Annotated in this window: 14 protein-coding genes; 7 read left to right on the top strand and 7 right to left on the bottom strand. The window is 50.5% G+C overall.

Annotated features, from left to right (window positions below):
- Positions 1-199 precede the first annotated feature (199 nt).
- Positions 200-2,980, bottom strand: a complete 2,781-nt coding sequence (gene polA / locus AJE_RS08345; protein WP_008950481.1) for a DNA polymerase I — start codon at positions 2,978-2,980, stop codon at positions 200-202.
- 556 nt (positions 2,981-3,536) lie between these two features.
- Here polA and AJE_RS08350 point away from each other — a divergent pair.
- Together AJE_RS08350 and AJE_RS08355 are read left to right on the top strand one after the other, a co-directional pair.
- On the top strand, positions 3,537-3,932 hold the full coding sequence (locus AJE_RS08350) for a c-type cytochrome (RefSeq protein ID WP_008606375.1): 396 nt from the start codon (positions 3,537-3,539) through the stop codon (positions 3,930-3,932).
- A gap of 178 nt (positions 3,933-4,110) precedes the next feature.
- Entirely contained in the window at positions 4,111-5,979 is a 1,869-nt protein-coding gene (locus AJE_RS08355) for a sensor domain-containing diguanylate cyclase (RefSeq protein WP_008950482.1), read from the top strand.
- Positions 5,980-6,001: 22 nt separating this feature from the next.
- On the opposite strand, the gene rep is transcribed toward AJE_RS08355, so the two are convergent.
- Complete coding sequence (rep, locus tag AJE_RS08360) at positions 6,002-8,017, bottom strand: DNA helicase Rep (protein ID WP_008950483.1); 2,016 nt, start codon at positions 8,015-8,017, stop codon at positions 6,002-6,004.
- A 117-nt stretch (positions 8,018-8,134) separates the two neighbouring features.
- On the opposite strand from rep, the gene ubiK reads away from it, so the two are divergent.
- Positions 8,135-8,422, top strand: coding sequence for a ubiquinone biosynthesis accessory factor UbiK (gene ubiK / locus AJE_RS08365; RefSeq protein ID WP_008606378.1), 288 nt, complete (start codon positions 8,135-8,137; stop codon positions 8,420-8,422).
- A gap of 46 nt (positions 8,423-8,468) precedes the next feature.
- On the opposite strand, the gene AJE_RS08370 is transcribed toward ubiK, so the two are convergent.
- Positions 8,469-9,398, bottom strand: a complete 930-nt coding sequence (locus AJE_RS08370) for an SPFH domain-containing protein (protein ID WP_008950484.1) — start codon at positions 9,396-9,398, stop codon at positions 8,469-8,471.
- Positions 9,399-9,418: 20 nt separating this feature from the next.
- Positions 9,419-9,862, bottom strand: a complete 444-nt coding sequence (locus AJE_RS08375; protein ID WP_039928329.1) for an NfeD family protein — start codon at positions 9,860-9,862, stop codon at positions 9,419-9,421.
- 135 nt (positions 9,863-9,997) lie between these two features.
- Between AJE_RS08375 and AJE_RS08380 the strand changes: the two genes are divergently transcribed.
- Entirely contained in the window at positions 9,998-10,867 is an 870-nt protein-coding gene (locus AJE_RS08380; protein ID WP_237709329.1) for a matrixin family metalloprotease, read from the top strand.
- 4 nt (positions 10,868-10,871) lie between these two features.
- Here AJE_RS08380 and AJE_RS08385 read toward each other — a convergent pair whose 3' ends face one another.
- The 3 genes from AJE_RS08385 to AJE_RS08395 all read right to left on the bottom strand — a co-directional run bounded on the left by AJE_RS08385 (position 10,872) and on the right by AJE_RS08395 (position 13,314).
- Positions 10,872-11,927 (bottom strand): M20/M25/M40 family metallo-hydrolase, encoded by a 1,056-nt coding sequence (locus AJE_RS08385; protein WP_008950487.1) that lies wholly within the window; start codon positions 11,925-11,927, stop codon positions 10,872-10,874.
- A 115-nt stretch (positions 11,928-12,042) separates the two neighbouring features.
- A complete protein-coding gene (locus tag AJE_RS08390; protein WP_008950488.1) occupies positions 12,043-12,390 on the bottom strand; it encodes a RidA family protein in 348 nt (115 codons plus the stop codon).
- Positions 12,391-12,531: 141 nt separating this feature from the next.
- Positions 12,532-13,314, bottom strand: coding sequence for a DUF2884 family protein (locus AJE_RS08395; RefSeq protein WP_008950489.1), 783 nt, complete (start codon positions 13,312-13,314; stop codon positions 12,532-12,534).
- Between the two features lie 298 nt (positions 13,315-13,612).
- Between AJE_RS08395 and AJE_RS08400 the strand changes: the two genes are divergently transcribed.
- Genes AJE_RS08400 through AJE_RS08410 form a run of 3 tightly spaced genes read left to right on the top strand, consistent with a single transcriptional unit; the run spans position 13,613 to position 17,910 of the window.
- Positions 13,613-15,427 (top strand): assimilatory sulfite reductase (NADPH) flavoprotein subunit, encoded by a 1,815-nt coding sequence (locus tag AJE_RS08400; RefSeq protein WP_008950490.1) that lies wholly within the window; start codon positions 13,613-13,615, stop codon positions 15,425-15,427.
- A complete protein-coding gene (gene cysI, locus AJE_RS08405) occupies positions 15,427-17,145 on the top strand; it encodes an assimilatory sulfite reductase (NADPH) hemoprotein subunit (protein ID WP_008950491.1) in 1,719 nt (572 codons plus the stop codon). Before AJE_RS08400 ends, cysI begins: the two co-directional genes overlap by 1 nt.
- A 15-nt stretch (positions 17,146-17,160) precedes the next feature.
- Entirely contained in the window at positions 17,161-17,910 is a 750-nt protein-coding gene (locus AJE_RS08410) for a phosphoadenylyl-sulfate reductase (protein ID WP_008950492.1), read from the top strand.
- The last annotated feature ends 310 nt before the right edge of the window (positions 17,911-18,220 follow it).

Here is an 18,220-nt window from a genome sequence, read left to right on the forward strand (position 1 = left end):
GCGGGGCGGCTAAATAAAGCCTACTTTCAGAATCCGGGGTGCAACACCCTGGTTGAAAGATAGAATATCTTACCTCTGTACCCTACGACTCAAATTCTAGTCATTTTCTGAGCGATTGCAAGAATTTTTTGTAATAAAACTACATAAAAGTCTAAATGGTGCATTTTTAAGACTTTTTATGTAATTAAATTACCACGCCCTAGTGGGCTTCATCCCAGTTGTCGCCATAACCCACTTCGGCCAGTAAGGGTACATCCAGCTTAGCGGCACTGGCCATCAGCTGCTTTAACTCGGTCGCTAACCAACTGACATCGGCGGTGGTCACTTCGAACACCAATTCATCGTGTACCTGCATAATCATCGCTGCTTTGTCTGCGGCATGTTGCTGCAACCAAGCCTGTACCTTAATCATCGCCAGTTTAATAATATCGGCTGCCGTACCTTGCATCGGCGCATTAATTGCCGCCCGCTCGGCGGCCTTTTGCCGGCCGATATTTTTGGTATTAATATCGGGCAGGTATAAACGCCGGCCAAACAGTGTCTCGACATAGCCCTGCTCATGAGCGTGTTTCCGGGTGCGCTCCATATAATCAAGCACACCGGGGAAGCGCTCAAAATAGCGATCTACATAATGCTGTGCTTCGCCCCGACCGATGCCGAGTTGTTTGGCCAGACCAAAGGCTGACATGCCATAAATTAATCCGAAGTTCACGGCCTTGGCACGGCGCCGCTGCTCACTGCTAACTTGATCCAGACTTACCCCAAATACCTCAGCCGCGGTTGCCCGGTGTACGTCCAGGCCTTTGGCAAAGGCGTCCAGTAGGGCTTTATCCTGCGACAGATGCGCCATAATCCGCAGTTCAATCTGCGAGTAATCGATGGCCATAATCAGCTTACCTGGCGGTGCAATAAAAGCCTGGCGGATCCGCCGCCCTTCTTCGGTGCGGATCGGAATATTCTGCAGGTTGGGTTCAGTGGAACTCAGGCGGCCGGTAGCGGCGACTGCCTGATGATAAGAGGTATGCACCCTGCCAGTTGCCGGATTTATCATCTTCGGCAGTTTTTCGGTATAGGTGGAACGCAGTTTGCTCAGGCCACGGTGTTCCGTGATCAGTTTGGGAAATTCATATTCCAGCGCTAATTCTGCCAGTACCTCTTCCGCTGTAGAGGGCGTGCCGCTCGGGGTCTTTTTCAGTACCGGCAACTTCATCTGCTCGAACAGAATTTCTTGTAACTGTTTCGGGGAGGCCAGATTAAACTCTTTGCCGGCTTGTTGATAAGCCAGTTGCTCCAGTTCGGCAATCCGCTGAGTTAACTGCTTGCTTTGCTCGGCCAGTAACTGGCTATCAATCAGCACGCCGTGCCGCTCGATATCGGACAGAATAGCAATCAGCGGCAGTTCAATCTCATTGAATACTTTGACCAGGCCGGGGCTTTGCTGCAACTGTGGCCACAATGTCTGATGCAGTCGCAAGGTGACATCGGCATCTTCGGCAGCGTACTCGGCCGCTTTTTCCAGTTCAATCTGGTTAAACGTCAGCTGCTTGGCGCCCTTGCCGGCCAAATCTTCAAAGCTGATGGTGCTATGCCCGAGATATTTCAGCGCCAGGCTGTCCATATCATGGCGGCCGGCCACCGAATTCAGCACATAGGACTCCAGCATGGTGTCAAACTTAACGCCCTTAAGTGCAATATCGTAACGTGCCAGCACACTTTGGTCGTACTTCAGATTCTGACCCACCTTGGCTTTGGCTGGATTTTCCAGCCAGGGTGTTAAGCGTTGCAGACAGTCCTTACGATCCAGTTGTGCCGGTGCGCCCAGATAGTCATGTGCCAGCGGCAGGTACCAGGCTTTACCCGGCGCGGTTGCGAAGGACATCCCGACCAGTTCCGCCTGCATATAATCCAGGCTGGTGGTTTCGGTATCAAAAGCCGTCAGTTCAGCTTGTTCCAGCTCGGCCAGTAAGGCAGTCAAATCTGCTGAGGTCAGAATGGTCTGATACTGCTGGCGATCAATCACTTGTCTGACTTGCTCAGTGCTTTCTGTTGTTGGACTGTCTGCCAGCTCGGTCTTCGCTATTCCTGCCGCCGGCTCACTGTTGGCCAGGACTTCCGCCAGCCAGCGTTTAAACTCGCACTCCCGGTACAGCTCTGCCAGTTGTGCCCGGTCGGCAGGCTGGATCGTTAACTCGTCCAGTGTGCAGGGAAGCTCTACGTCACACTTAATGGTTGCCAGCTCGTATGATAGCTTCAGCTGGGCTTCAAACTCCTGCAGTTTCACGGCCATGGTTTTCGCACCACGGAAACTTAGGCCTGCGACCTGATCCAACTGCTGATAAATCTGTTCAATTGAGCCCAGCCCCTGCAGCAGAGCCGCTGCCGTTTTTTCACCTACCCCCGGCAGGCCCGGGATGTTATCCACTTTATCGCCCATCAGCGCCAGATAATCGATAATCAACTCCGGACCAATACCAAATTTTTCCAGCACTGCAGGAGGATCGAGCAGCGTATTGGTCATGGTATTGATCAGCGTGACATGCTCATCAACCAGCTGCGCCATATCTTTATCACCGGTTGAAATCAGCGTATGGCGGCCAGCGGCACTGGCCTGGCGGGCCAGGGTACCTATTACATCGTCAGCTTCAACGCCGCTGATGCATAATAACGGCAAACCCATAGCACGAATAATCTTATGCAGCGGCTCAATCTGGCTGCGTAGATCGTCTGGCATCGGTGGCCGGTGCGCTTTGTACTCAGCATACATTTCGTTGCGAAAGGTCGGTCCCTTGGCATCGAATACTACCGCCATCTGGGTTGGCTGATACTGTTTCAGCAAACTTTTCAGCATATTGACGACGCCATAAATGGCACCGGTCGCTTCGCCGCGGGAGTTAGTCAGATGCGGTGGCGCATGATAGGCGCGAAATAAATAAGAAGAACCGTCAACCAATATTAACGGATTTGTCGGGATATAAACCATGATGCTGTTCCTGCGCGGACTTGATGCTATAGCATGCCATAGCAGACCAGATCAGGCTAGCTGAACAAGTTTCCGGGATAGAGACTTATTCAGGCATAAGCTGTGGATAACTTTGTGCAAAACAATAGCAGATACACACGCTATTCGTACATAGCATGGTCGCTTTTGGTTTTTAAGTGTTTGTTTTTGTTAAGAAAGGTGCGAAACTGCAAGTGCCCTTGTTCTTATTTTTTTAGCATTGCGTAATGTGGAAAACGCTTTAGCTTTCGCCCGGAGTCCATTCTCGACAGCAGCCTGCAACTCCGCGCAGGTGGAACAGACTATCACAACTGTCAGTTTTGCCCAGCGCTAATTTTAAAAAATTTTGCTTCTAAAAACATGTTGTCCTGCTCAAAAAAGCATAAAGCAGATTTGACGCGCCTTTTAGCAGATTAGCATCGCGATTTGATCTTGGGTTATTGTTGTGCAAAGGCTGAACAGGGACTCTTCCGTTCTGCGGCAAAGGCAGGCTATAATGCCAGAAAATCAGTATGGCTTTTAGGATGGGATCATCACTATGAAGAAATTATCACTTGCAGTGGCATTACTGCTGACCACGCTAGGTATCAATGCCAGCACTGACCAGGAAAAAGATGCCATTGCCAAGCGTATCGCCCCAGTGGGCCAGGTTTACGTTGCTGGCGCAGCTGCCGCAACTGCTGCCGTTGCCTCGGGGCCTCGTAGCGGTGAGCAAGTATATCAGGCTGCTTGTTTTGCCTGTCACGGTACGGGTGCCCTGGATGCCCCTAAACCAAATTCAGCAGACTGGAAGCCGCGTATGGCGCAGGGTTTTGATGTGTTGTTAAAGCACTCGATCGAAGGTTTTAACAACATGCCTGCGATGGGTACCTGTATGAATTGTTCGGAAGATGAAATTGCTGCCGCAATTCGTTTTATGACCGATGGTGTTTAACTAGTTACCGCTGTATCTTGAAAGGCCGCGCAATAGCGCGGCTTTTTGTTTTCGCATTGTTTTAAAGCCGACTAGACGAATTCCGTTTTATTTCTTTACTCACTCTTCCATGTGTCTAAACTTTATGCATAATAACACTTTGTTATTATTGCTCTGACCAGTTTTTTTGCGCAACGGAATGGCGGATTTGAATAAGTTCTCGACACTTCAGCATCAACTCAATAAAGCTAATACCCGACTGCGTCGACTATTAGCTTTAGTTGCGCGCTATAAAGAAGCCTATACTATTCAGGGCGCTCTGTTGAAGCTGTCGGAACTGGCGAGCAGTATTAGCGACATGGCAGAGTTTTATCCGGCGATCCATAAGATGGTGTCGGAGCTGCTGCATGCGGAAAACTTCTATGTGGTGCTATATGACAGTGAGACCGCGCAATATAGCCTGCAGTATTTTTCTGACGAAAAAGATCAGCAACTGATCGTGTCAGTGCCTTCCAGTGCTTTTTCCAGCGGCTTAACCGGTTATGTTGTGCGTACACAACAACCCTTACTTTGTGATGAGGCGCAGTTTGATGCGCTAGTCAGCAGTGGTGAAATCCAGTCTCAGGGTTCACCGTCAGCGCACTGGATGGGGATCCCATTACTGCGCGAAGACAAAGTTATCGGTGTGATGGCTATTCAGTCCTATGATCCGGCGTACCGTTATAACGAGCATGATCTGAAACTATTTAATAGCATTGGCAGTAATACGGTTATTGCGCTGGATCGGGTAAAAAGCCGTGAGTTACTGGAAACGACAGTACGACAACGCACCTTGCAACTGCGGCAAACTAACGAGTCGCTGCAAAAAGAAATCAAAGAGCGGATCCATGCGGAGAAGTTACAAGCCGCCCTGTATGAAATTTCTGAACTGACAGCCAGTAGCCAGGATATGCATACCTTTTACCGGGCCATGCATAAAGTTTTATGTGGCTTAATGGCGGCAGATAACTGTTATATTGCACTTATCGATCAGGATGGTACTAAGCTGACGTTTCCGTTTTATCTGGATCAATATAGCCCGGCAGCCAGTGACCGGCCCTTGGGTAAAGGCTTTACCGAATATGTGATCCGCTGTGCTGAGGCGCGCTTGATCAATAGCGAAGAAGCGGCGCAGCTGGTAGAGCGAGGCGAGATCCGCCGTGGTATTGGTAGTTTAAATCAGCCGCATCGTAACTCCAGCAGTTGGTTGGGGGCACCGTTAAAAGTGGATCAGCGGGTACTGGGTGTAATAGCGGTACAGTCATACGAAGCCGGTTATCAGTATACAGAGCAGGAATTAACCATTCTGCGTTTTGTCTCACAGCATATCGCTGTTGCCATACAGCGCAAACTAGCCTCAGAGCGGCAACGTCAGCATCAGGAAGAATTAGAACGTAAGGTGTTTGAGAGCACTCGCGAGCTGCGTCAAACCAATTTATTTTTACGCTTACAGGTAGAAGAGCGCAAGAAGGCCGAACAGAAACTATTTTATGATGCTAATCATGACGTATTGACGGGGCTGGCGAATCGTCAAATGTTCCTGCAGCAGTTAAAACAACAGTTTGCGTTAAGTAAACGTCAGGCTCATCCGGGCATGGCATTGTTGTTCCTTGATCTGGACCGCTTTAAGTTAATTAACGATACCCTCGGCCATCATATTGGTGATGCCTTTCTGATTGAAAGTAGTAAACGTCTGTTAAGTGCTATTCGCGAGCATGATTTGGCCGCGCGCTTTGGTGGTGATGAGTTTGTGGTGATGCTGGTTAACCTACAGAATGCGCAGGATGCAGAAGAGGTGGCGCAGCGGATTATTGACAAGTTTCGACAACCTTATCAATTAGATGGCAATAAAACCCAGTCTGGTGTCAGTATTGGTATCGCACCCTTTGCTCCAGAATATCACCATGCTGATGCCTTGCTGCGCGATGCCGATGCGGCAATGTACCATGCTAAAGCACTGGGCCGTGGTCGCTATGCGGTATTCCAGCCTGAAATGCGCGATCAAATGTTAAAGGCGCTGAGTAATTAAGCGCCGACCCACCGGATGTTGTTTATCCTTTATTCAACAATTGCCGTAAGCGCGCAATATTCGCCGCGGCAGTTTGCTGGCGCTGTTCGGCCGTTTTCGGCTGATCCGGCTTTTGCCACTCCAAGTCATCCTGCGGTAATTCCTGCAAGAAACGGCTGGGTTCAGGTCTGATGGTTTCGCCAAATTGCCGACGTTCGCGGGCATAGGTAAAGATCAGTTCGCGCTGAGCCCGGGTAATGCCAACATAGGCCAGCCGGCGCTCTTCCTCGACATTGTCTTCGTCGATACTGGTTTGGTGCGGCAAAATACCCTCTTCCATCCCAACCATAAACACATACGGAAACTCCAGACCTTTTGAAGCATGCAGGGTTAATAATTGCACCTGATCGGCCTGATCTTCCTGCTCCTGCCGCTCTAACATATCGCGCAGACAAAGTTTACTGACCACTTCATTGATCGTCATGGCTGGCTCGTCATCTTTGCCTTCCAGCATTTCGACAATCCAACGGTACAGCTCGTTGACATTTTTCAGCGCCATTTCCGCTGCTTTCGGGCTATTACTGGTTTCAAATAACCAGGCTTCGTAATGGCTTTGCCGGATCAGGTCACGTATGGCTTCGCTGGCCTCAGCGCGCTGGGCATTATCTGCCAGCTGATTAATCCAGTCAGCAAATTGCGTTACCGCCTGCAGACTGCGCGCCGGTAATACCTGTGCCAGCTCTGGGTGGCAACAGGCAGCGAACAGGCTGATATGCAGTTGATTGGCCAGGTTGCCGATTTTTTCCAGCGTGGCATGGCCGATTTCCCGCCGCGGCACATTAATAATCCGCAATAGCGCGTTATCGTCATCCTGATTCACCAGCAAGCGCAAATAGGCCATCACATCCTTGATTTCGCTGCGGGCAAAAAAGGAGGTGCCGCCGGAAATACGATACGGAATACGGTTAGTCATCAGCGCCTTTTCAAATACCCGCGCCTGATGGTTGCCGCGATAGAGGATGGCATAATCCCGGTATTGGCTGCGGTTACTAAAGCGGTGCGAGATTATTTCGGCTACTACCTTGTCGGCTTCGTCTTCTTCGTGTTTGCACGGCAAGACTTTTAGCGGCACACCATAGCCGTTGACGCTAAACAGCTTTTTCTCAAACTCATGCGGGTTATTGGCGATTAGAATATTCGCCGCTTTTAAGATCCGCTCCGCCGAACGATAGTTCTGCTCCAGCTTAATCACCTGCAGCTCGGGAAAGTCTTTTTTCAGCAGTACCAGATTTTGCGGCCGGGCACCACGCCAGGAATAAATTGATTGGTCGTCATCACCAACCACGGTAAAGCGTCGCCGCTCGCCGACCAGCCATTTCACCAGTTCATACTGGCTGGTGTTGGTATCCTGATATTCGTCGACCAGCAGATAGCGGATCTTTTGCTGCCAGCGTTCGCGGGTTTCGGTCTGATGTTGAAATAACAGGGTTGGCAGCAGAATAAGATCGTCAAAATCAAAGGCATTACACGCTTTTAGCATCTTGCTGTACTGCAGATAGTAATTCGCCAGGCTGATCGTCTCTGCATCCAGCGTTTGTTGCAGTGCCAGCTCAGGTAGCGTCAGGTCATTTTTCCAGCTGCTGATCCGGTTTTGCAGCTTACGGATCAGTTCTTTATCACCGTTATACTCGCCATCGGTCAGTTCTTTTAACAGCGAAAAGCTGTCCTGATCGTCAAACAAACTGAAGTTAGCTTTGTAACCAAGCTGGCGAAATTCTTTTTTCAGAATTTCCAGTCCCAGCGTATGGAAGGTCGAGATGGTCAGGCCACGGGTGGCGCTTTTGGGTAACTGGGCGTTAATCCGCTCCCGCATTTCTCGCGCTGCTTTATTGGTAAAGGTCACCGCCGCGATATGCCGCGCCGGTAACTCGCATTCCTGAATTAAGTACGCGATTTTATTGATGATGACCCGGGTTTTGCCACTGCCGGCACCTGCCAGCACCAGACAGGGGCCGCCAATAAATTTAACCGCTGCGTCTTGCTGTGGATTTAACTTCATCTGACCTGCCTTTTGTTCCGGGGTGGCATTGTAAGGCCTGACGGCAGAAATTTCATTCGCGTTCTGCCATTTAGGCCGTAGAATAGAGTAGAGCAATCGAAAACACCGGAGAAGATGATGCTGGATCCGAAAAAAATTGAAGAGATCGCCCGCCAGATCGGCGCTGTGATCCCACCGCAGCTAAAGCAATTTGCCGATGAGTTGGAAAGCAAGGTTAAGCAGGTACTGCAAGCGAAGCTGGCCGATCTGGACTTTGTTAGTCGGGAAGAATTTGACGTCCAGCGTCAGGTACTACTGCGGACCAGGGAGAAAGTTGAGGCGATGGAGCAACAACTGGCAGCCTTACTGGCTGAGAAAACCCAGGATTTTCGCCAGAACGAGTTACCCAGCTCAGATCAGCAGTAATGCAACCCTAAAAGCTGCGCCGGTGTTGGCCGGCGCAGTTAATTGTTTATTTTTGTACGGATTTCAGAATTTCTGTTAAACCTGCAACCGCACCACCGATATTCGCCAGCTCGGCCGGCACTATCATCGTATTATTGGCTTTAGCCAGATTACCGAATTCTTTTACATATTGCTCGGCAACCCGCAAGCTAACGGCTTCCTGACCACCAGGTTGGTTAATGGCCTCGGCGATTTTACGCAACCCCTCAGCGGTAGCGATGGCAATCAGCTCGATTTCACGCGCCCGACCTTCGGCTTCGTTAATCTGCCGCTGTTTGTCCGCTTCCGACAGATTAATCACTTCCTGCTTCTGACCTTCAGACACGTTAATCATCGCCTGACGCTCACCTTCCGACTTGGCAATGGCTGCCCGCCGTTCCCGCTCGGCCCGCATTTGTTGCTCCAGTGCATCTTTAATACTAACCGGCAGCTCAATATCGGCAATTTCATAACGTAACACTTTAACGCCCCAAGGACCGGCCGCTTCGTCCAGTGCCCGTACTACCTCTTCATTGATTTTTGCACGCTCTTCAAAGGTTTTATCCAGATCGGTCTGACCAATCACTGAGCGCATAGTAGTCTGGGCCAGCTGTGCTGCGGCATAGCGGTAATCGATAATACCGTAGCTGGCCTTCATTGGGTCAATTACCTGCAAATACAGAATGCCATCAATGCCGACCTGGATGTTGTCTTTGGTAACACAGGTTTGGCGTTTAACGTCGATCACTTCTTCTTTCAGCGTTTGGATATAGGCCACTTTATCAATAAAAGGGATCAAAAGATGGAAGCCGGAGTCCAGTGTGCGCGAATATTTGCCTAAGCGCTCAATTACATAATTACTCCGCTGTGGCACGATCCGTGCCGATTTGAAAATGGTAATTACTACTGCCAGCGCAAAACCAAAGGTTAAAACGGTTTGAATATCCAGTTGTTCCAATTTGCTAGTCTCCTTTTAAGTCAATCATTTACTCGGGATACGGTTAGGTGAATACCTTCATTTTTGACAACTTTCGCTAGCTCACCCGCCTTCAAATTGTCTGTCGAATGAGCATCCCAGTGTACGCCGTTTAATACCACGCGACCCCGTCCATGCTGGAAATCGTCAATTACGGTCACGGTATCACCAATATCTTCTGTAAAGCTGCTGGGGTGCTCGCCTTTGTCAGCAGTAAAGCCGACAAACCAACGTTTAAAGCGGCCGCGCGCAGTGAACAGTAGCAGTAGACTGACGATACCAAAAATACTGTACTGCGCACTCGCTGACTCGATCCAACCCAACTGCAGCAGTACGCCAACAACAATAGCGGCCAACCCCAGAAATACAGCGACAATACTGGTAGCGAGTAATTCACTTAGAATGAGTATTACGCCGACCAGGATCCAAATCATTGCAGTGCTCAAGCTATTCTCCTTCAATAGCGCGATCTAGTGCTCAGTGTAGCGCTAAATCTGCAAGTTACTAACTGTAAATTTACAACTAATTGTAAGCGGGTATGTCACACTAAACTATTGCTTGCTACAAAGATCAATAGCTTTATGCCGAGAACAATTTTCCGTATAGCACTCTGGTTCGGAATAGCCTGGTTACTTTGGTATAGTTTCGATACCTGGGAAAAGCGCCCCACTACTTCGTTATCAGCTAATGAGCAGCTGTGTCGGGCACCTATTGGTTGGCGTTTGGCAGTTTTGGACCCAGCGTTCCAGCTATCAGAAACTCAGGCTTTGGCCCTGATCACTGAAGCGGCTGAGCAGTGGAATAAGGGTACCGGGCAACAGCTTTTTGTCTATGATGCAATTGATGGATTTCCGATCTATTTTCAATTCGATGAGCGACAGCAGCAACTGGCACAGCGTTTGCTGCTCCAACGCAATGTAAGACGCTACGACGAACACCTTGAGGTGCTGCAGCGTCAGTACCAGCGCCAGTTAGCGCAGGTGCAGCAACAGCATGTACGGGTAGAGCAATTACAGCAGGAATATCAACAACAACTACTCAGGCTAGAGCAACAGCGCGCAGGCGTTATGCCGGCAGCTGTGCAGCAACAATGGCGGATCCTGGAAGAGGAACAAAGGGTGTTGGCAGTGCAGGCGGAGGCTTTAACGGCTGAGCAGCGACGTTTGCAGCAAATGGTGGCGCAACGTAATAGCTTATTACCGGAACAGCAAGCGATAGGGAGCCATGAACTGGGTGTGATGAGCATTCGGCAGGCGCAGCGCCAGATGGTGATCTACGCTTTCGCCGACCAGCAAGATTTACTGGTCACGCTGCAACATGAGTTTGGTCATGCCCTGGGATTGCCACACAGTGACGATCCCAAAGCAATAATGCATGCCCAATTGCATGCTGGTCAGCAGTGGTTAACCGCAACCGACTTTCAGTTATGGCAGCAATACTGTGTTAATTAGGCCACTATTTTTTGGCTAACTGATTATCCAGAACCTTTAAAAAGCTCAGTACGGTTTCCACCACCTGATGATAAAACGCGACATCGACTTTATCGGCGGTGTCCCGAGGGGTGTGGTAATCGGCATGATCGGCCACGCCAAAGTAGATAAAGGGCACGCCCTGCTGATGAAAGACGCCATGATCAGAACTGAGCGTCCAGTCCTGACTGTGGCCGGCTTTGTACCAGGGGCGATCGTGGGCGGCGATTAACTTAACAGCGCTCTGTTGTTGCAACTGTTCCAGTAATGGCAGTAACCAGGGATGATGATAACTGCCAACGGCAAACAGCTGCTGTTCGGTATCGCGGCTTAACATATCAATATTGATATTAAACCTTAGCTGCTCGGCACTGAGCAGGCCGGTACGAAATAGTGCTACCGCACCCTGCAAGCCTTTTTCCTCACTGTCCAGTGCGGCAAACAGTACCGGATGGCGCAGCGGATGCTTGGTAAGGTAGCGTGCCAGTTCTAACATGGCGGCGACGCCGGAGGCATTATCGTCGGCGCCATAGAAGATGGTATCGCCGTGCATGCCGAGGTGATCATAATGAGCGGTAATAATCAGTGGCTTTAAACCCGGCTCAGTACCCGGCAATAACCCGAGCACATTGGCTGCATCTTCCACTCCAGGAATAACGGCATTTTTGCGTCGAAGCCAGCGATTAAATGAAAAATGTTCCGTTACGCTATAGGGGTGCAGGTAACCCTCGCTGCCGGCGGGGGTTAAACCGATAGCGGCAAATTGTTCGGCAATCCATAATCTGGCAGCGATGCCGCCCGGCGTACCCGGGGCGCGCCCTTGCCGCTCTGCCGCGGCCAGCCAGCTAAGGTCGGCCATCATCCGCTCCGCATCAAGACGTTGCTGTGGTGCTGCCGGCACGGCCTGTTGTTTTAGCGCAGTAATTCTGGCGCTTTCCTGCTGGGTTAGCTGCGTTAACCAGTAAGGTTTCAGACCATAGTAAGCCAAGAGCGCTATGACTACGATAGCCAGGGGCCAACGTAATTTTTTCAGTAATAACATCTGAACGTCCAGTTATCGATAAGTTTCTGCAAGGCAGCAATTCGCGCTGCCAACTACGTTTATGCAGTTATCATACTGATAATGTCCGGCAAAGTAGTGTTTTTTCGACTAGTTCTTACTGCGCTGCGACCACTTTTATTTCGATCTTCCAGTGCGGATCGGCCAGTTTAGCGGCCACGGTAGTGCGTGCCGGTGCTGCGCCTTCAACCAACCAGGCATCCCATACCTGGTTCATCGCGGCATAATCGGCCATATCAGCCAGAAAAATCGTGACGTCGACCAGCTTGCGTTTATGACTAAAGCAACGCTCCAGCAGGGCGTCAATCTGAGACAGCACATTTTCGGTTTGGCTTTTAATATCGGTTGCCGAGGTATCCGGCACCATGCCAGCGCAAAAGATCAGGCCATTGGTAATAACGGCTTCTGAATAACGGACTGTAGGATCAATATGTTGGATGCTCATCTTTATTGCTACCTTAGCCGGGAAAAGAGTAATGATAGGCTAACGCGCTTTATTGAAAACTGCCAGTTGCGGGCATAAAAAAGGGCGTACTGTCATGCGAAGCAGTACGCCAAGCCGTGGTTAGGAAATTGAACTCGTTGCTTAGTTTTTAGCGGTTTTTACATTATTAAATAAGTCGTAGGCAGCCATGGCCGGCAGACGTTGCTGGATTTGGCTTTCCAGTTGATCCAACTGCTGCACTTGCTGGCACATGGCTTCACCACGCTGCTCCAGCACACTGGCTTTGGCTTGCATATTTTGCTCTAACTGTTCGCCAAACTTTTCCATGCGCTGGCCAAAGGCTTCCATCCGCTGCTCGAAAGTGCCCTGGCCGCTGACCATGGCTTTGCCAATTTGCAGCATAATATTGCCCATGCTTTCTTCGACCAGGTTTTCAATTGCTGCATCAAATTCCGGACCAAAAGCCTGATCCAGTGTCGACATCTGGCTGCCACGTAACTCCAGCGTATCGCCATTACGGATAATAATATTGTCGGTACTGAGCTGAATTTTTGCCATCACCTGCTGCAGCGCCGGATGGTCTTGCAATGATTTTCCGGTCAGTTCAGTTAATACCTGCCCTACCGCAGTACTCGCCAACAGCATGGCATCTGTCACTAACTCCACCGTAGAGTTAGCTTGCTGGCGAATGCCAGCCTGATATTGCTGTAATAGCACCCGGCTTTCGGCATCCGTTGTTTGCTCTTTGTCTGCTAACCAAAGCCGGCCTTGTGGGTCAATACGCCACAGAGGCTGCTGTTGTTGTTGCAAAACCAGTTGGGTGGGTGAGATCAGTAAATCGTGTTCAAGTTGAAACTGGCAGCTTTGCTCAGCTACAGCCGGGTTAGCGAGGACAACGGTGGCGGTTAATACTAAGGCTTTCATTATTTTATCCTTCTTGCTGATTTGACTACTGTTAGTAGAGCAAAGTGAATGCCAACTATTAATGCGCTGATTTTAAACAATAAAATTATTTATTCAGTGACGGGCTTAGGAAGTTTATTGTTGGATTAGCTAAAAAGTGGTGAGTTTGGCTAAGTGGTTGTCGCTGTCTTTAGAAAGAACTTATTCAGGCCGCCTGAGTTTTTAATTCCTTTCTGGAATAACCAAGAGAGATCCATTCTTTTACCAGTAGTCATCTGGATGGCTAAAATGTGGGTAATTCATTTAAGCAGGGTTTGTTATGCTGTTATCGTCACTGGTCGCTCAGGCCAGCCCGCTGTCTGAACAGCAGGTAAAACAATTACAGGGGCTGGTAAGCCAGCTTAATCCGATCCAGCAAGCCTGGGTTAGTGGCTATCTGGCGGCCAGTGCCCAATTGGCCGGTCAGAGTGTGGCAGTGGCTCCTTCCGCAGTAACGGCACCTGCCGCGACTTTAACAGTGCTCTATGGTTCACAAACCGGCAATGCCAAGCATGTTGCGGAAGATTTGGGCAAGGCAGCCAGTGGCAAAGGCTTTACGGTTAAGGTGCAGGATCTGGCCGAATATAAGGCGGCTAATCTGAAAAATGAGCGCTTTTTAGTGATTGTTACCTCGACCTATGGCGAGGGAGAACCGCCGGAAAATGCCATCAGCTTTTATAACTTCCTGTTTAGTAAAAAAGCGCCACAGCTGCCAGAGCTACGTTATGCGGTATTGGGCTTGGGCGATACCAGCTATGAATTTTTCTGCAAAACCGCACAGGATTTTGATCAGCGCCTCGCCGAATTAGGCGGCAAAGCTATTATTGCCCGGGCGGACCTGGATGTCGACTACGGCACTGCCGCCGCAAACTGGCAGCAGCAGCTAATCACTACCTTAGAGCCGGAATTTGCGCAGGCGCCGGCGGCAACGGCTGATGTTATTAGCTGGCCGGGTGTCAGCCAAACGGCGGCGGCACAGAGCAGTTACAGTAAACAACAGCCGTTTAGCGCTGAGCTGTATACCAATCAGAAGATCACTGGCCGTGATTCGAGCAAAGATGTGCGGCATATTGAGATTTCGCTGGCGGGCTCCGGGCTGCGTTATCAGCCGGGTGATGCGCTGGGTGTCTATTTCAGTAATGACCCACAGCTGGTAAAAGAACTCTTACTGCTCACTGGTATTGCCGCCAATACCCCGGTGTTACTGGGCACAGAGCGACTGACTATTAGTGATGCCCTGACTGAACAGCTGGAGCTGACCCAGTCCTATCCCGCCTTCGTCGATAAATATGCCAAAGCCAGCGGCAGCGCCGCGTTACAAGCTTTAGCCGCCGATAAAACCGCGCTACGCAGCTACCTGAGCGAGCGGCAGATTATTGATGTCGTGCGTGAACATCCGGCGCTGATTAGCGCGCAGCAACTGGTGGATGCGCTACGTAAGCAACAGCCACGCTTATATTCTATTGCGTCCTCACAGGCTGAGGTGGAAGACGAGGTGCATTTAACGGTGGGTGTCGTGCGTTATGAGGCCTATGGCAAACCGCATCTGGGTGGCGCTTCCGGCTTTTTAGCCGAGCGGTTAGCAGAGGGTGGCAGCATTAAGGTGTTTGTTGAAACCAATAACAACTTCCGCTTGCCAGAAAATGATGACACACCGGTAATTATGATTGGCCCGGGCACCGGCATTGCGCCTTTCCGCGCCTTTTTACAGGAGCGGGATGCCCGTGCCGCCAGCGGTAAAAACTGGCTATTCTTTGGCAACCCACACTTTACGCAGGACTTCCTGTATCAGTTGGAGCTACAGAATTACTTAAAGCAAGGCTTGCTGACCCGGCTCGACGTTGCCTTTAGCCGCGATACGGCAGAAAAGGTCTATGTGCAGCATAAACTGCTGAAACATGGCGCTGAGGTCTGGCAATGGTTAGAGCAGGGCGCACACCTGTATATCTGCGGTGATGGCGCCCGGATGGCGAAAGACGTGCATCAGGCGTTGCTGACGATAGTGCAGCAGCAAGGCGGTAAAGATGAAAAGGCCGCGCAACAGTATTTAGATCAGTTACGGATAGCCAAACGCTATCAGAAGGATGTGTATTAATGAGTCAGTATCCTGTTAATCCTGAATTTGTCGCGCCGGGCAAGTTGTCGGACAACGAGCGCTTAAAGGCCGAAAGCGACCATTTACGTGGCACTATCACCAGCGACTTGCAAAATGAGATTACCGGTGGCTTTACCGGCGATAACTTTATGTTGATCCGTTTTCACGGTATGTATCAGCAGGATGACCGTGATATCCGCGCCGAGCGCGCGGCGCAAAAGCTGGAGCCGCTGCACAATGTGATGTTGCGGGCGCGGATGCCCGGCGGCATTATTTCACCAGCGCAATGGCTGGCCATTGATAAGTTCGCGGCCGAGCACACCTTATATGGCAGTATCCGCCTGACCACTCGCCAGACTTTCCAGTTTCATGGCGTGTTAAAGCCGAATATTAAACCGATGCATCAGTTCTTAAATAGTATTGGCATCGATTCGATTGCCACCGCCGGTGATGTTAACCGTAACGTGCTGTGTACCTCTAATCCGGTCGAGAGCGAGTTACATCAACAGGCGTATCAGTGGGCGATAAAGATCAGCGAACATTTGCTGCCGAAAACCCGCGCCTATGCCGAGATCTGGCTGGATGAGGAAAAAGTTGAAACCACCGAGACCGAGCCGGTGCTGGGTGATACCTACCTGCCACGTAAGTTTAAAACCACAGTAGTAATCCCGCCACACAATGATGTTGATGTGCATGCCAACGATCTGAACTTTGTTGCCATTGCCGAACACGGCAAGCTGATTGGCTTTAACGTGCTGGTAGGTGGCGGCCTGGCGATGACCTTTGGCGATACCTCGACTTATCCGCGCCGGGCGGAAGAGCTGGGCTTTATCAGCCTGGAGCATGTACTAAAAGTGGCCGAGCATGTGGTTACCGTGCAGCGCGATTATGGTGATCGGGTGAATCGTAAAAACGCCAAAACCAAGTACACCATCGATCGCATCGGCGTCGACAATTTCCGAAGCGAAGTGGAAAAGCGCGTCGGTGTCGCCTTTGAACCGGTGCGCCCTTATGAGTTTACCAGCCGCGGCGATCGCTTTGGCTGGGTTGAGGGCATTGATGGCAAGCATCACCTGACGCTGTTTATCGAAAATGGCCGGGTGCTGGACTTCCCTGGCAAACCATTAAAAACCGGTTTAGCGGAAATCGCGAAGATCCATCAGGGCGATTTGCGGATGACTGCAAACCAGAACCTGATTATTGCCGGCGTGCCGCTCGAGCAAAAAGCGCAAATCGAACAACTGGCACGTCAATACGGTTTGCTGGATGACAGCCACAGTGAGCAGCGTAAAAACTCGATGGCCTGTGTATCGTTCCCGACCTGCCCGCTGGCGATGGCGGAAGCGGAGCGTTACCTGCCTGAACTGGTGACGAAAGTTGAAGGCTTGCTTAGCAAAAACGGCGTTGCCGATGATCATATCGTGCTGCGGGTTACCGGCTGTCCGAATGGCTGTGGCCGCGCCATGCTGGCCGAGGTCGGCTTAGTTGGCCGGGCGCCGGGTAAATACAATGTCTATCTGGGGGGTAACAAAGTCGGTACCCGCATTCCGAAACTGTTTTTAGATAACGTTGCAGAAACAGAGATTTTAGCTCAGCTTGACCAGCTTATCGGGCGTTGGGCCACCGAACGGCAGGCCGGCGAAGACTTTGGTGACTTTGTGATCCGTAGCGGTGTGGTCGCGGAAGTCAAAGTGTCAAAAACCGATTTTCACGCCTGAGCCGGAGTAAACAGCATGGGGCAAGTACTGAATGATTACCGGCAGATCCTGCAGCAGAGCACCGAAGTGCAGCAAATATGGCTGACGGAAATTAACTCGCTGTTGGCACCTCTGTCGGCAGCTGAGCGGGTGGCCTGGGCGCTGCGTCATTTACCAGAGCAACCGATGCTCAGCTCCAGTTTTGGTATTCAGGCCGCGGTGATGTTGCATCTGGTCAGTGTGCAAAAACCGGATATTCCGGTGGTGCTGACCGACACCGGTTATTTATTTCCGGAAACCTATCAGTTTATTGATCAGCTGACTGAGCGACTGGGACTGAACTTGCAGGTTTATCGCGCTGCACTGAGCCCACAGTGGCAGGAAGCCCGCTATGGCCAGCTCTGGTTAAGTGCTGAGGGTATCAAGCAATATAATCAGCTTAATAAGGTCGAGCCCATGCAGCGAGCGCTACGCGAGCTCAATGTGGGCACCTGGTTTACCGGCTTGCGCCGCAGCCAGAGCAGCACCCGCGCCGATAAAGCCATAGTGGAAATCAGTCGGGGGGTGGTTAAGGTGCAGCCTATTATCGACTGGAGCAATAAGGACGTCTTTTACTACTTAAAACAGCATAACCTGCCTTATCATCCGCTGTGGGAACAAGGCTATTTATCGGTCGGCGATACCCATTCCACCGCAAAGTTTGAACCGGGAATGAGTGAAGAAGATACCCGCTTTAACGGCTTTGGCCGCGAATGTGGCTTGCATATCGATGGTGATGGTATTTAGTTCGCTAGTATAGCATCAGCCTTTAATACAGTGGCACTGCCGGCACCAACCCATTTTACATTCTGACATGGATGTAATTGCCCGAACTCTTAGAAATATCTCTCTAAGAGCTCCTGGAGCCTAGGTAAGCGTTTAGCATGCGTTACAGATTGTAGCTTCTGATTTGGAATTGATTGGTAGCGTATGCGCTTGGGATTAGCGCATTGTTATCATTCTCTACCAGGGCCTCTCGTACATACTCATCAGAGATCATTCTCTTAATTTCTGCTGTGGCGTTGTATTCACACAGTATTGCATCAACCGCAGCTAC

This window comes from Alishewanella jeotgali KCTC 22429 (assembly GCF_000245735.1).
In the GTDB taxonomy this organism is placed as follows: Bacteria; Pseudomonadota; Gammaproteobacteria; order Enterobacterales; family Alteromonadaceae; genus Alishewanella; species Alishewanella jeotgali.